At 65.7% G+C, this 12,823-nt stretch carries 19 protein-coding genes and 1 tRNA gene; 4 read left to right on the plus strand and 16 right to left on the minus strand.

Annotation, left to right across the window (positions count from 1 at the left end; all coding sequences use genetic code 11):
* The first annotated feature begins 61 nt into the window (after window positions 1–61).
* A complete protein-coding gene (locus FB471_RS26065) occupies window positions 62–1,390 on the plus strand; it encodes an NAD(P)/FAD-dependent oxidoreductase (protein WP_142000961.1) in 1,329 nt (442 codons plus the stop codon).
* A 25-nt stretch (window positions 1,391–1,415) separates the two neighbouring features.
* Window positions 1,416–1,489 (plus strand) — tRNA-Leu (locus tag FB471_RS26070).
* A gap of 80 nt (window positions 1,490–1,569) precedes the next feature.
* Here the strand turns inward: FB471_RS26070 and FB471_RS26075 are convergent.
* From FB471_RS26075 to FB471_RS26135, 14 genes are all read right to left on the minus strand, one after another.
* Window positions 1,570–2,724 (minus strand): tyrosine-type recombinase/integrase, encoded by a 1,155-nt coding sequence (locus FB471_RS26075; RefSeq protein WP_142000962.1) that lies wholly within the window; start codon window positions 2,722–2,724, stop codon window positions 1,570–1,572.
* Complete coding sequence (locus FB471_RS26080; protein WP_142000963.1) at window positions 2,724–2,900, minus strand: helix-turn-helix transcriptional regulator; 177 nt, start codon at window positions 2,898–2,900, stop codon at window positions 2,724–2,726. The genes FB471_RS26075 and FB471_RS26080 overlap by 1 nt, the downstream gene beginning before the upstream one ends.
* Window positions 2,897–4,237 carry a replication initiator gene (locus tag FB471_RS26085; RefSeq protein WP_142000964.1) on the minus strand — a complete coding sequence of 447 codons (1,341 nt, stop codon included), beginning with the start codon at window positions 4,235–4,237 and terminating at the stop codon, window positions 2,897–2,899. Before FB471_RS26085 ends, FB471_RS26080 begins: the two co-directional genes overlap by 4 nt.
* A 121-nt stretch (window positions 4,238–4,358) precedes the next feature.
* The gene (locus tag FB471_RS26090) at window positions 4,359–4,985 is read right to left on the minus strand and encodes a DUF2637 domain-containing protein (protein ID WP_246076591.1); all 627 of its coding nucleotides are present in this window, start codon (window positions 4,983–4,985) and stop codon (window positions 4,359–4,361) included.
* 61 nt (window positions 4,986–5,046) lie between these two features.
* Window positions 5,047–5,262, minus strand: coding sequence for a hypothetical protein (locus tag FB471_RS26095; RefSeq protein WP_142000966.1), 216 nt, complete (start codon window positions 5,260–5,262; stop codon window positions 5,047–5,049).
* A gap of 2 nt (window positions 5,263–5,264) precedes the next feature.
* Complete coding sequence (locus tag FB471_RS26100; RefSeq protein ID WP_142000967.1) at window positions 5,265–5,561, minus strand: hypothetical protein; 297 nt, start codon at window positions 5,559–5,561, stop codon at window positions 5,265–5,267.
* Between the two features lie 116 nt (window positions 5,562–5,677).
* Window positions 5,678–5,899, minus strand: a complete 222-nt coding sequence (locus FB471_RS26105) for a hypothetical protein (RefSeq protein ID WP_142000968.1) — start codon at window positions 5,897–5,899, stop codon at window positions 5,678–5,680.
* Window positions 5,900–5,941: 42 nt separating this feature from the next.
* The gene (locus FB471_RS26110; protein WP_142000969.1) at window positions 5,942–6,163 is read right to left on the minus strand and encodes a hypothetical protein; all 222 of its coding nucleotides are present in this window, start codon (window positions 6,161–6,163) and stop codon (window positions 5,942–5,944) included.
* Window positions 6,163–7,536: an FtsK/SpoIIIE domain-containing protein gene (locus FB471_RS26115; RefSeq protein WP_142000970.1), complete on the minus strand. Its 1,374-nt coding sequence runs from the start codon at window positions 7,534–7,536 to the stop codon at window positions 6,163–6,165. Before FB471_RS26115 ends, FB471_RS26110 begins: the two co-directional genes overlap by 1 nt.
* A gap of 153 nt (window positions 7,537–7,689) precedes the next feature.
* Complete coding sequence (locus FB471_RS26120; RefSeq protein WP_142000971.1) at window positions 7,690–7,872, minus strand: hypothetical protein; 183 nt, start codon at window positions 7,870–7,872, stop codon at window positions 7,690–7,692.
* A gap of 2 nt (window positions 7,873–7,874) precedes the next feature.
* Window positions 7,875–8,138: a hypothetical protein gene (locus tag FB471_RS26125; protein ID WP_142000972.1), complete on the minus strand. Its 264-nt coding sequence runs from the start codon at window positions 8,136–8,138 to the stop codon at window positions 7,875–7,877.
* Window positions 8,123–8,305 carry a hypothetical protein gene (locus FB471_RS26130; RefSeq protein ID WP_142000973.1) on the minus strand — a complete coding sequence of 61 codons (183 nt, stop codon included), beginning with the start codon at window positions 8,303–8,305 and terminating at the stop codon, window positions 8,123–8,125. Before FB471_RS26130 ends, FB471_RS26125 begins: the two co-directional genes overlap by 16 nt.
* 177 nt (window positions 8,306–8,482) lie before the next feature.
* Window positions 8,483–8,638, minus strand: coding sequence for a hypothetical protein (locus tag FB471_RS34265; protein WP_170220946.1), 156 nt, complete (start codon window positions 8,636–8,638; stop codon window positions 8,483–8,485).
* 575 nt (window positions 8,639–9,213) lie between these two features.
* On the minus strand, window positions 9,214–9,588 hold the full coding sequence (locus tag FB471_RS26135; RefSeq protein WP_142000974.1) for a hypothetical protein: 375 nt from the start codon (window positions 9,586–9,588) through the stop codon (window positions 9,214–9,216).
* A 182-nt stretch (window positions 9,589–9,770) separates the two neighbouring features.
* Here FB471_RS26135 and FB471_RS26140 point away from each other — a divergent pair, with 182 nt between their 5' ends.
* Window positions 9,771–10,610, plus strand: a complete 840-nt coding sequence (locus tag FB471_RS26140; RefSeq protein ID WP_142000975.1) for a GntR family transcriptional regulator — start codon at window positions 9,771–9,773, stop codon at window positions 10,608–10,610.
* A 17-nt stretch (window positions 10,611–10,627) separates the two neighbouring features.
* Window positions 10,628–11,563, plus strand: a complete 936-nt coding sequence (locus FB471_RS26145) for a 2-hydroxyacid dehydrogenase (RefSeq protein ID WP_246076592.1) — start codon at window positions 10,628–10,630, stop codon at window positions 11,561–11,563.
* Between the two features lie 428 nt (window positions 11,564–11,991).
* Here FB471_RS26145 and FB471_RS26150 read toward each other — a convergent pair whose 3' ends face one another.
* Both FB471_RS26150 and FB471_RS36000 read right to left on the minus strand, forming a co-directional pair.
* Window positions 11,992–12,423 carry a hypothetical protein gene (locus tag FB471_RS26150; RefSeq protein ID WP_142000976.1) on the minus strand — a complete coding sequence of 144 codons (432 nt, stop codon included), beginning with the start codon at window positions 12,421–12,423 and terminating at the stop codon, window positions 11,992–11,994.
* Window positions 12,420–12,815 carry a helix-turn-helix domain-containing protein gene (locus tag FB471_RS36000; RefSeq protein WP_142000977.1) on the minus strand — a complete coding sequence of 132 codons (396 nt, stop codon included), beginning with the start codon at window positions 12,813–12,815 and terminating at the stop codon, window positions 12,420–12,422. Before FB471_RS36000 ends, FB471_RS26150 begins: the two co-directional genes overlap by 4 nt.
* Window positions 12,816–12,823 lie beyond the last annotated feature (8 nt).

Here is a 12,823-nt window from a genome sequence, read left to right on the forward strand (position 1 = left end):
GCTGGTCACAGCGGATCGGGGTCCCCGAGCGACCTGCCCGGATGGGTGGGAGTATGACGGTATGGCCGCAGTGAAGTCGGAACCGACTCGGATCTTGATTCTCGGTGGGGGATACGTCGGGCTGTACACGGCGTTGGGCCTGCAGAAGAAGCTCCGGGCCAACGAGGCGTCCGTCACCGTCGTCGATCCCCAGCCGCATATGACGTATCAGCCGTTCCTGCCGGAGGCGGCGGCTGGTGCCATCGAGCCCCGGCATGTCGTCGTCCCGCTGCGGCGGGTACTCAAGCGCTGTCACGTGCTGACCGCGCGGGTCACCGGCATCGAACACGAGCGCAAGTCCGTCACCGTCGAGGCCGCCGACGGGCACACCGAGCACCTTTCCTACGACGTGCTGGTGGTGGCCCTCGGTGCGGTCGCCCGGATCCTGCCGATTCCCGGCCTGGCCGAGCAGGGCATCGCCTTCAAGACCATCGGCGAGGCGATCTACCTGCGCAACCACGTGATGACCAAGCTGGACGAGGCCGCGAGCACGCTCGACCCGGAGCTGCGCAAGCGTTTGCTCACGTTCACGGTGGTCGGTGGCGGGTTCGCCGGCATCGAGGCGCTCGCCGAGCTCGAGGACATGACCCGGTTCGCCACCCGGTACTACGAGAACATCGAGCCGGAGGACATCCGGTGGGTGCTGGTGGAGGCGGCAGGCCGGATCCTGCCCGAGGTGCGCGAGACCCTCGGCGTGTGGACCGCGGAGCAGCTGGAGAAGCGCGGCATCGAGGTCTACCTTTCGACGGCGGCCAAATCCTTCGAGGACGGGTACGTCCAACTCTCCGACGGCACCGAGTTCGAGAGCGACACCATCATCTGGACCGCCGGGGTCAAGGCCAACCCGGTGCTGGCGGGCTCCGACCTACCGGTGGACAAGCGCGGCCGGATGCAGGCCACCGCCGGCCTGCAGATCGTCGGCCATCCGGACGCCTGGACGGCGGGCGACAACGCCGCCGTACCGGACCTCTCGCGCACCGAAGAGGACCCCACCGCGACCTGCCCGCCGAACGCGCAGCACGCCGTCCGCCAGGCACGGCACCTCGCGAAGAACATCATCCGGGTCGTTCGTGGCGGGCAGCCGAAGGACTACTTCCACAAGAACCTCGGCGCGGTCGCCAGCCTCGGCCTGCACAAGGGCGTCGCGGACGCGCTGCGCCTCAAGATCAAGGGCTTCCCGGCCTGGGTGTTTCACCGCGCCTACCACGTCAAGGCGATGCCGACCTTCAACCGCAAGGTCCGGATCACCATGGACTGGCTGCTGGGCGGCCTGTTCCGCCGGGAGGTCATCTCGCTCGGGCAGATCAACTACCCGAAGGAAGAGTTCGACAGGGCGTCCAAGTCCTCCTGAGCCTGCTTGGCATAAGCTGTACCGTGCCCCCGTAGCCCAACCGGCAGAGGCAGTCGACTTAAAATCGACACAGTGCGGGTTCGAGTCCCGTCGGGGGTACGTACACGCTGGTGAGCGGCTTGTGGGAGTGGGGCGGAGTGATCGTGCGCCCCACTTACGCCCCACAAACCCGCTGACCCTCACAACACGTTTTCCAACGCGGTCGCCGCATCCGTCGAAACCGCGCCACGACCCATGTAGACGTCCTGCGTGAGCGACGGCCGAGCGTGCCCGAGCTGATCAGCGATCACCCGAGCCGACAACCCCGCCTCATCCATGATCGTGGCCGCTGTCTTCCGGAACACGTGCGACGTGACCCACGCGAACCCCTCACTGCCCCGAGCCTCCCGCAGCGCGCGCCGGGTGTTCGAGGGGTCCCGCAGACCTCCGTACGTATCCGGGAACACAGGACTGTCCGGCGCACGGTTCTCGGCTTGCGCCGTCTTCCAACGCAGCCGCAGCATGTCTACCGCCCAGGTGGGCAGCGCGAGCAGCCGTTCACCGGACTCCGATTTGGGATCGGTACGGCGCAGGCCCTCGCCGCGAACCCGCACTACCGTCCACGCGATGGCCACCGTTCCCGCGTCGAGGTCCACGTCTTCCCAGTACAGAGCCAGCGCTTCGCCGATCCGTACGCCGGTTGCCATCAGGAACCGAGTCAGGTCCGGCAAGTCCTTGCCTACCGCCCTCGGATCAAGCTCCAGTTGAGCCAGCCAGGACCGGCGTTCGTCCGGACTCAAAGCACGCGCCTTCTTACGTGACCCGCCCTCGATCGGCTCGATCTCCCGTATCGGGTTGGTCGTGAGCGCACCATGCCGGACGGCGTAGCGCAGCACACCACCCACCACTGCCCGCGCAGTTCGAGCGTGCGCGGCACTCGCCTTCTGCCGGACGACCGGAAAGAACCGGTCGAGCCGCGGAACGGTTACCTCACTCACTCGCAGTTCCCCGAAGGCCGATAGGACGTGGTTATTGAGCATGCTCCGGTAGTTGTCCAAGGTCCCGGTAGCACGCTCACCGTCAGCGACTCGTCGTTCCTGCCAGGCGAGCCAGCGTTCGGCGACTTCGCGGAAACGGCTTCTGCCGGTGATGTCACCGCCGGTCGGCGTTTGCAGCTCACTCGCAATGGCGCTCTTGAGTTCCCGCTCAGCCTTCGTTTTGCTGGCTCCCGAGCGGCTCAGGTCTCGGACTACGCCGTCGTAGCCCCGATAGCGAGCTTTCGCACGGTAGCCCTTTGCGAGCTTGACGAACCGGATCGTGCCGTGCGTCCCCACGGCCAATGGCGGCCGTCCCATCAGACAGCCCCTTGTTGTTCGACCCAAGCGTCAACGTCTTGGGGTCGGTAGCGGATGTGTTTGCCGATGCGGCGGCCGGTGGGGCCGTAGCCTTTGGTGCGCCATTGGTAGAGGGTGTTTTTGGGTACGCCGAGGTAGGTGGCTACGTCGTCAACGGTCCACAGTGTGTGGTTCATGGTTGGTTCTCCTGGTGGTATTGGTGTTTGCGGTGGTCGCGGATGCGTTCGGCGATGCCTGCGGCGAGTTCGCGTTCGGCGTCGCTGTGGTATCCGGCGCCTTGGAAGCGCCAGTCGTTGATCACGGCGACGGTGCCGGGGTCGAGGCCGAGTCGGTCGAGGGTGTCGGCCAGGCGCCAGGCTTGGCGGTCGCCGCGGATGGCGCGGAAGGTGGTGGAGTAGCGCTGTGATTTGGTGAGGAAGTGGCCGCGGAAGCCGAGCATGTGGGTCCAGCGGCGCAGGTTCAGCCGGGCGTAGCGCTCGTGTCCGCCGAGGTCCCAGCAGGTGCGCATGATGCGCCGGTGATGCTCCGACACCCGGACGTGTTCCAGGTCCAGTTCGGAGCGGATGGGGCGGTCCGCGGCTTCGCTCTTGCCGGTTCCTTTGGTGGCGTATTTGGCGATGTAGGCGGCCAGGCGTTGTTCGCTGATGTGGCCTTGCTCGTCTTCCAGCTCCGCCGCGGTAGCCGGCTGGATGCGCCGTTGGTCGATCTGGCTTCCCCAGGTCAGTGCGAGTCGCGTGCCGTCCGGCCGGGCTGTCTCCACCCGCACCGCCGGTACCGCGGCAGCGATCGCCGTCTCGAGTAGGTCTGAGGTGGCCCAGGCCGGTGCGGGATCGGCCGGTCCTTCGGGGCCGTCCAGCCGGACGACGGCGTGGAAGTGGATCAGCCCGCGCCGCTGGTATTCGGCCACTTTGCTGTAGGAGACCCGCAGGTGATGGCGCAGGTCTCGTACGGGGATGCCCGCGTGTTTGGCCAGCTCGCGGCGTAGTCGCATGGTGAAGCGTTGCCAGAGCACCCCGGCGTGGGCTTGCCACAGGACCGATCCGGTGTAGTCGTAGCTTTCCGGGTCGAGTGGGGTGCCCACGCGGGTGTCGGCGTCGTGGTGGTGCTCGCCGCAGCGGCAGGGGATGCGGCGGCCGCGGTGGCTGGTGCGGGCGGTGTGTACCGGGCCGAAGGAGGGTGCGGTCAGGGTGGCGAAGGTGCGGGGCTTGCTGGTGACGGTCTCGGGGATGTTCTTGGCGCCGCCGAGTAGCCCGGCCCGCAGCAGGTGGAAGGCGTCGGCGGCGTAGCGGTCGGAGCAGGCCGGGCACACGCTGGCTCGCCGGTTGCCGCAGGGGGTGAGGATGTCCCCGCCGTGGTGGTGCAGGACCCGGCCGGTGGTGGCGTCCTGGTACTGGGTGGCGCCGGCCAGCCGGATGGGTTGGGCGCAGCCGTTGACGCTGTGAACTTTGGCGCGCCAGGTGGTGTAGTCGCGGGAGCGGACCCGCTGGAGGATGCGGTCTTCGAGGGTGAGCACAGGTGCGGCTCCGATCCGGGGTTGAGGCACCGGGCCGCCCCGGGGGTAGCCGCACCAGAGCCCGGGGCGTGTCCGGCTGGTGTGGCTATGCCCCGGGGGAGGAGGGTGCGGAGGAGGGTTTCTAGGAGTGTGGGTGGCCGTTGTTGCTGGTCAAGGTCGCGAGGATCTGACCGGCGAAGGTTTCGGACACCCTGGTCGCTGCGCGGATGTCGCTGGTGGTCGGTTCGCGGCCGTCACGGCGGCAGTCGGCCACGACATCAGCGACCTTGTCGGCGATCTCGGCGGGTAGCCGCAGCCGCGGCACCGTGACCGGGGCCGCCGGGGTGGTCTCGCCGGTCGGAGCAGGCTCCGGTTCCCGGTTCGCTGGCGTGGCTGGGGTGGTGTGGTGGGTGGCGCGGCGCATGAGGAGTTTGACCACCACGAGGAACCCGAGTGCGGGCATCGCGGCCAGGAGCCACCCTGCCGGTGTGGGTTCGGCCAGCGCGACTTGGGCGGCCATTTGGATGCCGAAGGCCACCACCAGCACCACCATCGGGAAGGTCACCGGCCGATGCGGCCCCGGTTGGGCGCGGTCGCGGTGGATCTCGAATCCGGCGACCACGGCCATGCCCTCGATCACCACGGCGTCGGCCCAGGCCAGCCATCCGGTTTGGCCGTGGTGGACAGCCCAATCGTGGGTATGTTTGAACCCCGCGGCCGCGCCGATCCCCCCGAGCACCACCGTGACCACGACCCGGATCACGGTCACCAGTGACCACCGCCGGGGTGGACTGTCCCTGTTAGACATGAGGATCGTCCCCTTTGCGGATCTAGAGACGTCCGGTGCGGAAGCGTTCGGCTTCGATCCGGAAGATGTCCGCCAGCGTCTCGAAGTGGTTCTTGATGTCGTCAGCCATCTCGGCGAGACGCTCGTCTACGAACCAGAACTCGCCGTGACGCTGGGCGCTCTCCCGTTGGCGAAGGTCGTAGTACTCACTCGCCCGCCGAAGGACACGGCCGGTCAGTTCATCAAAATTGTTGTGCATGACTACCCTTCCTGGGATCGGTGGAGTGGCGCGAGGCTGGACCAGCGATACAGCAGCGTCCGGCCGCGTTTGGTCAGCCGTAGCGGCGTGACCGGTTTGCGGATGGCGCCGTGATGGCAGGAGACGGTTTCGCGGGCGGGGCAGCGTTGCGCGTAGCCCTGGCTGATCAGGTGATGTACCGCGTCCTCATCGAGGGCCATGCGCACCCGGTCGGTGTCCTCGAACACCACCACCCGGTCGGTGTCATCCAACATGCCGTACCGGTACTGCTCGATTTCAGCCAGTACCTCCACAGCCACCGCCGGGCTCCCCGCACTCGAGCGCGCCCCGCGTCGCGTCTTGGCCGGTGGGCACGCCCGTCCCGCCGCTGTCGCGGCCTGACCGGTAGGGGTGCCGAACAGGTCGAGTTGATCGCTCACCACCGTCCCCCTCTCGCCGGGGTGTCGCGTTCGTGGCGGGCGAGGTCACGCAGTACGAACCAGGCACCGCACAGCACCCCGACCACGAACAGGGTGGTGATCCAAAACGCGGGGGAGTTGCCGTGTACGTGGTAGACCAGCCACAGCAGCAGCCCCGCCGGGACGAGTACTCGCGCCCACACCCATGCACGCCAGGCCAGGAATCCGATATGCCACATCGTGCTGTCCCTCCCATCCTTGTTGTGATCTGTCCTCTGTGGTTACGCCGCGCTACGGCGTGCGATCTCCTGCGTGTCAGTGATTGCGCCGTACACCTTGAGCGCTGCGCAGTAGTCCGGGTCCTCGATAACGTCTTCGGTCTCGTAAGAACCCAGACGTTGTTCGGTGTCCTGACGGACCAAGTCGAGCCAATCGGCCGCGCGCGATTGCAAGCGCTGGAAGGCGTCAAGCATGCGCAGGTGCGCGTCCTCGCGGCGGGTCATCAGGCCACCACCCGCAGATCCATCCCGGCACCGTGTTGTCCGTGTTGGACGAAGGCGACGAGTTCGGCGATCTCGGCATCGGTGGTGTAGGCACTGCGGAACCGCATCGGGACCCGCGAGCGGGGCCGGATGACGTAGCCGATGCCCGCGGTTTCCTCCCCGTCGGGGATCTCATCAGCCAGCGCGCCCCGCAGCCGGGCACCGTCACCAAGCACCATGTCCACATGGGAGGCCGAGGTGACCCGCAGGCAGATGCGCACGGTGAACAGGTCCCGCACCGGCACTGTGTCCTTCGTCGGCTCCTGAACCAGCCCGTGCATCGAATGCCCGGTCGCCCGCCCTTGGGAGCCGACCAGCGCCAGCAGCTTCCGCAATTCCCGCGCGTCGGCACCGTCGCCGTAGGCCAGCAGTGCCCCGATCTCATCCAGAATCAACAGATTCAGCGGGGTCTCCCGCGAGACGGTGATCTTGCGCTGACCCTCAGCGGACAGACGGCGCTGAACCGCCTGCATGTCCGCCACGAAGTTCTCGACAAGCCCCACGCAGTCACCGGTGTCGGTGGCGTAACGGTGCGCGATCGGCGCCAGCGTCGAGAACTCCATCTGCTTGGGATCACAGATCCACAGCCGCACCAGCCCGTCCCGGATCAGCGGCGCCAGGCCCCGCAGCAGCCCCATCGGGATGGAGTTCTTCCCCGCACCCGTGGCCCCGGCGATGAAGGTGTGTCGACCACCCTGCACCCCCAGCCGCAGCTCACCGCCGTACTCATCCTCACCCACATACAAGTCGGTGATGTCCACCGCATCGGTGTCCTGCGGCATGTCGGGTGCGTCGATGACCTCGGTGAACGGTTCCGTCCGCTCGATCACCAGCCCAATCACCCTCGGCTTGACCCGCTCCACCGCGACCCGTTCGGCCTTGAGTGCTTCGGTGAGTTCCGGCAGCTTGGCCTCCCACTGCCGCGCATGCTGACCGGGTGGAATGCGCACCTGCACCGTGTCCACACTCGGCGAGGGAGAGCGCACCTTCAACACCCTCGGGAAGCGCTCTTCCTTGGTTTTGCGGTGCACCGTGTACAAGTCGCACGCCCGCAGCGCATCAGTCCACCGCCGCCCGACATACCTACTCCAGCGGCGCCAAAACGCCCGCATCCTCGGGGCAGCCCAGGTGTCAAAGGTGTCCGGATGCGCCCGATACCACCCACACAACCCCACGCCGAGCCCGCCGAGAACACCGCCAGTGGTGACCCACCCGAGTTCCAGCCCGCTCGCCGTGACCGCGGCCGGGGTGGCCAGTGTGCCGGGGTGGCGACCCAGCCACAGCGCCGTCCTGACCTCGCGGCCCTTCCGCCGACCGCTCTCTGCCTTACCCATGCTTCGTGGTCCCTTCCTGCGCGCAAGAACGGGCGACCAGCCACACCCCGCGGCCCCACGGTCGGGACTGTCACAAGGGTTAGGATGGCCGGTCGCCCGCGCTCAACGTCTGATGTGTTGTGTCCGTCCGGTGGTGCCCACCGGATGCCGGGGTTAGCGGATGGTGTGGCGGCAGTCCGACAGCGCCACCGTCAACCGCGCCACCGCCCGCGCAGCTTCATCGTGCTCGCCTTTGAAGCCCTGCTGCCGCACCGGCATCCCCCGCATGCTGCGCCGCAACTGGCCCATCGCGGTATCCATGTGCTCCAGCACCCGATCCACCTGATGCGTCGCCATCTCTAGAGCCTCCATTCCCGTGAGATCAGTTCCGCTTCGTACTTCTGCGCCGAAGCCCGCAGCGTGTTCAACTGCTCCATCGCAGCCCGCCGCAGCCCCTTCAGCTCTTTCGGGGTGGCGACCGTCCAGCCGCCGCTGGCCCGTTTCGGATCAACCCGACCGATCAGCGTGTCGATCTCCTCCAAGGCTTCACGCACCAGGTCCAACGCCGAGACGAACTCGGCGTACTTGGCCTGCGCCCGCCGGTTGATCACACCAACCTGCATTGCTGTGCTCCTTCCCGTGCCGCTAACTGATTGATCGAGTTCAAATCGGCGACCAGGAACCGCACCGCATTCCCCACCGCATCCCGGGTCTCCCTATCCGGCCCGGCAGCGGCGAAGTCCGCATACGCCGCCGTAACCGCCGTGATCATGTTGTGAATCTCCCGCATCCCTTCAACCCCCATCCCGTGCGATCAACTGCGCCTTCCGCAGCCCTTCGCAGTAACCCGCGCGCCACCCGGGCTCAACCGGCAACTCCCGCTCCGGAATCGCCAACCAGGCCCGCCGCTCCCGCTCCAGACACGTCCGCACCCGGCCCAACAGCCGCGAAGGCCGCACCCGCCGGGTCACCACGACCACCCGCCAACAGCACCCGACCGGCGCCTACCCAGCCAGGACAACCCCAGCGCCGACACCACCACCGCCGCGATACCCGCCCACGGCATCGCCACCACCAAGCAGGCCACCAGCAGCAGCCACACCCCATACGGCACAACATTCACCACACCCACCCCTTTCCACTCTCGCGTCAGATAGACCACTGGCGACCGCACACCCGGCAGGTGGCAATCCCCGCCGGGGACAGCCAAAAGTTCGCCGAGCACACATGCCCCGCCATCACACACACCCGCACGTCGGGCCGTACGGGTCGTACGAGGACAACCCGCCCCGACCGCCGAAAACCGTGCTACCCATGGTTGTCAACCTCCCTTCCCGGTAGCCCTCGAAACGCCCACGCCACGCCGACTACAGTTCCCGGTTCCGCTTCACCGGCCGCGTCTCGTGAATCCGCGTGCCCACCACACACCACCCCCTTTCCGCATATCGGTGGTAGAACACAAAGACCCCCGGAACACAACGCCGGGAGCCAATGCGCGCCACCACAAAAGGCGCGAAACAAGGCATAGATCGGCCCACTCTGGAATTCTCAAACAACACAAAGTGCGCTGGCCCGACTCGAACGGGACCGCTCACCAGGAAGCCGCGGGACGTTTCCGCGTAAGGCAGCGCGCCAGGGTGGTGATGTGCGAGCCCGGGGGAAGACTCGCGGCCGGGCACCCACCGGCCCGCAGCCGGGCTAGGCCGCCGAGGGCACCTCAGCCTGCCCGGCAGGCTTCAACCCCTCCGCCTTAAACGAAATCCCCGAAATCGTGCGCCCATCCTCGGTCTCCATCTGGTACGAGTTCAGGCACCCGTTGATCAGCTCGACGTAGACACCCTCCTCGAACCCCTCACCCGGATCCGACGCCAACGTCACCTTGATCTCCTCACCCTTCTGCGCGAACTCGCCAGGCCGCGTCCGACGCTTCGCGAACAACGACACCACGAACTTCGCCACGCCCTCCCGGTCAGTCACCGGCGCCATCTGCCCGTCCTTCTCCTGCATCTTCATCACCGGAGCCTCAGTCACCATCAACTTGAAGCCGTTCAGGTTCACCGGGATGTCCCGCATCGTGCCCTCCGTACTGACTGCCCGTGTATCTGTCTGTATCAGAAGCTAACAGTCAGGATCAGAAGGAGTCAACAAGTTCGAGTGAAGTCGCCCACAATTCGCCCCTGACCTGCGGAGATACAGTGCGGTCCAACTGTTACCCTCTGGGTGGACACCTGATACACGGCTAGGAACGAGGCAGCATGGCAGGCTCAGACGCCCAACGAGACGAGCTCCAGCGCGGCACCAGCGCACTCGTCATAGCCAGAAACATCCGCAACGACATCGAGGCGGGCGTCCTGAAGCACGGCCAGCAGCTCCCGACCACCCGGACACTCGCTGATGAATGGGGCACGAGCGTGGCCACGATCAGCCGAGCAATGAACATCCTCGCCGAGGAAGGCGTCATCGTTAACCGCGCACGCTCAAGCAGGCTTGTGCACTACCCGGAGCCCCCCGACGAGCACACCGAGAAGCCACGGGTCATTCTCATCGGTGGCTACGCGGGGTCAGGCAAGTCCGAGCTGGGCCGCATCCTTGCTCGGAACACCGGCTGGCCCATCATCGACAAGGACACGACGACCCGACACGTCGTGGAAGCCGCACTCGAACGTCTCGGCGAGTCACCCCACAGCCGCGAGTCGGAGACGTACGTCAAAGCCATCCGGCCAGCCGAATACGAAGCCTTGCTCGCGACGGTCACCGAGAACGTCCAGTGCGGGATATCTGCCGTGGTTACAGCACCGTTTATCAGCCAGTTCAACGATCAAGCTTGGTGCAACCGGACCGCAGCGACGATCGCAAGCCTTGGCGCCGAGCTACACGTGATCTGGGTGCGTTGCGACGTCCCCTCGATGCTCACGTACCTCAAGCACCGTGGAGCCGCCAGAGACGCCTGGAAGCTCGAAAACTGGGACACCTACCTCAGCGGACTAGACCTGGACTTCAGCCCGCTCCTGCCGCATCAGGTGGTCGACAACTCTGCCGACTCCCCACCCCTCCAGCAACAAGCGCAAGGACTACTCCAGCCCATCTTCCGGTAGAAGGGACAGCGAGAACGGTGCAAGTACTTGTCAGCAACGAGACCGACGACGAAGTAGGCGTCGAACTCCTGCGCCAGACCGCTGGACTCGAAGTACTGACCTACGACCCCAACCAGGACCTACCAGCGTCGCATCACGATGCGGAGATCCTGATTCCGCCCTACCGCAGCAGCCACCGGCCGCTGAAGCTCCTCGGGCAGCTCCCAAACCTGAAGATGGTGCAGCTACTCTCCGCGGGCGCCGACGAATGGTCCAGCGACGTACCCAGCGACATCACGCTAGCCAGCGCCCGCGGCGCCCATGCCGGACCCGTATCCGAATGGGTCCTGTCCGCCATCCTGTGCCTCTACCGCCAGTGGCCCGCGCTTGTGCGGTATCAGCAGGAGAGCGTCTGGGCACACCGACGTGTCGATGCCGACACACTCTCTGGCAAGAAGGCCCTCATCCTCGGCGCAGGCAGCATCGGCAACGCCATCGCCGAACGCCTTGCCGCTTTCGGCGCAACCAGTAGCCGAGTCGCCAGCAGAGCACGCGGCGATGTGTACGGGCCGGAATCAGTCCACGATCTACTGCCAGACCATCACATAGTCGCGATTACAGCTCCACTCACCGACGACACCCGTGGTCTCGTTGATGAATCTTTCCTCGCCGCGATGCCAGATGGCGCCACACTCGTGAACGCGGGACGAGGAAAGATCGTAAACACGGACGCCCTCTATGCCGAGACGCAAAGCGGACGACTTCGCGCAGCGCTAGACGTCACCGATCCGGAGCCGCTGCCGGAAAGCCATCCTCTATGGACCTGCCCTGGCGTCATCATCAGCCCACACATGGCCCGGACCGTCCCCGGCACCAACAAGCTCTGCTACACCGTCGCCGCCGAGCAGCTCTCCGCGTTCATCGCAGGCCAAGTGCCCTCGAACGCGGTCACATCCCACGCTTCCCACCGGTAGCCACCTGCCAGAGCCGGTGTGTTCAGAGTTTCTTTTCTTGTTCAAGGCGGCCCGCCTTCGGCGGGCCGCTCGGCCTCTATGCCCTTGCCCGGCCGCCAAGCGCGAGCGTGCGGCTGCCGCCGGTCTCGCGCGGCGGCCGGGCCGAGGCAGGCCGAGGCCGCCATGAAAGAAGAGGTGTCCTCGCCGGACTGGCAGGTCTCCGGGATAGCCCAACCGGAGCAGTCAGCACGCGGGCTGCGGTTCGTGGGCGGCCGGGCCGCGCCATCCCGCCAACCTCCACGGAGGGCTATCACGCTGCATCAAGGGGGCAAGCTTGACGACGCAACGTCCAGAGCGAGGAAGTGTTGCCCCCTTGACACAGCGTGATCGGGCTACGCCAGGTCGACGGGATGGCGCGAGGGCCACCCACTGCTGTCGGGCTACCCTGATCAGGACTCCGTGACTTCCTCAGATGACTCGATCACTACAAAGCTGCGACTCCATGGATTTCCGGAAATCTCAGGCGAGGTCACTTGCCACCTGTAGACGCCGGGCATTAAGTCCAACCCTTGCGAAATACCTAAAACAACAGGGGCAATCCCCGGAACGGGCGAGTTGCTCTCCCCGGGTCCACCCAATTCAGCGGTGGCCTGAACAGCCTGCCCAGAACCATCCTTAACCACCTCGCCAGAGTCATCGACCAATTTTATGTCTAAGTGAATATTTTGCGGAAGATTTTCATCCCCATCCGTCTCGACCGCAATAATAACCGAATGGTACCGAAGTGGCGACTTTGTTCGAGACCAGAATAGCCCCATAGCGTCGATCTTTGTCCCAGGACTACCCTGAGCGTAATCAGCAAGAAAGACGGTGATATTCACTTGGACTCACTCAGCAATGATGACGAAGCTTCAACTTTAACCCTCTTCGACCGAGACGAAGAGTCGGTGACCGACCTAGTAACTCGCGAAACTACAGACGATCCCGATGAAATACGGCTAGTTACCGAGTGTTGAACTGAAGCACCTACTGCGAGCGCGTAGCGTCGGATGGTCGACAACTTCGGATCAGCGTCAGCTCGTTCAAACGCAGCAACAGCGGGCTGGGTAGTGCCCATCCGTCTGCCGACCTCTGCCTGGGTAAGCCCTCTATCGCCACGGAGGGCCACAAGACGCAGCAGCAGGTGACGATCTGACTTGACCAGATCCAGCGCTAAGCGCTGTTCAGGGTCGTCGGTGTCGATGCCTAGCAGGTCGTCAAGGTCGTCACGCATGCCAACCC

It is taken from the genome of Amycolatopsis cihanbeyliensis (assembly GCF_006715045.1).
GTDB lineage: Bacteria > Actinomycetota > Actinomycetes > Mycobacteriales > Pseudonocardiaceae > Amycolatopsis > Amycolatopsis cihanbeyliensis.

Bases quoted from the DNA above. Each gene is read 5' to 3' on its own strand.
- FB471_RS26065 (WP_142000961.1), top strand. From the start codon at position 62: ATGGCCGCAGTGAAGTCGGAACCGACTCGGATCTTGATTCTCGGTGGG.
- FB471_RS26075 (WP_142000962.1), bottom strand. From the start codon at position 2,724: ATGGGACGGCCGCCATTGGCCGTGGGGACGCACGGCACGATCCGGTTC.
- FB471_RS26080 (WP_142000963.1), bottom strand. From the start codon at position 2,900: ATGAACCACACACTGTGGACCGTTGACGACGTAGCCACCTACCTCGGC.
- FB471_RS26095 (WP_142000966.1), bottom strand. From the start codon at position 5,262: ATGCACAACAATTTTGATGAACTGACCGGCCGTGTCCTTCGGCGGGCG.
- FB471_RS26105 (WP_142000968.1), bottom strand. From the start codon at position 5,899: ATGTGGCATATCGGATTCCTGGCCTGGCGTGCATGGGTGTGGGCGCGA.
- FB471_RS26110 (WP_142000969.1), bottom strand. From the start codon at position 6,163: ATGACCCGCCGCGAGGACGCGCACCTGCGCATGCTTGACGCCTTCCAG.
- FB471_RS26115 (WP_142000970.1), bottom strand. From the start codon at position 7,536: ATGGGTAAGGCAGAGAGCGGTCGGCGGAAGGGCCGCGAGGTCAGGACG.
- FB471_RS26120 (WP_142000971.1), bottom strand. From the start codon at position 7,872: ATGGCGACGCATCAGGTGGATCGGGTGCTGGAGCACATGGATACCGCG.
- FB471_RS26125 (WP_142000972.1), bottom strand. From the start codon at position 8,138: ATGCAGGTTGGTGTGATCAACCGGCGGGCGCAGGCCAAGTACGCCGAG.
- FB471_RS26130 (WP_142000973.1), bottom strand. From the start codon at position 8,305: ATGCGGGAGATTCACAACATGATCACGGCGGTTACGGCGGCGTATGCG.
- FB471_RS26135 (WP_142000974.1), bottom strand. From the start codon at position 9,588: ATGCGGGACATCCCGGTGAACCTGAACGGCTTCAAGTTGATGGTGACT.
- FB471_RS26140 (WP_142000975.1), top strand. From the start codon at position 9,771: ATGGCAGGCTCAGACGCCCAACGAGACGAGCTCCAGCGCGGCACCAGC.
- FB471_RS36000 (WP_142000977.1), bottom strand. From the start codon at position 12,815: ATGCGTGACGACCTTGACGACCTGCTAGGCATCGACACCGACGACCCT.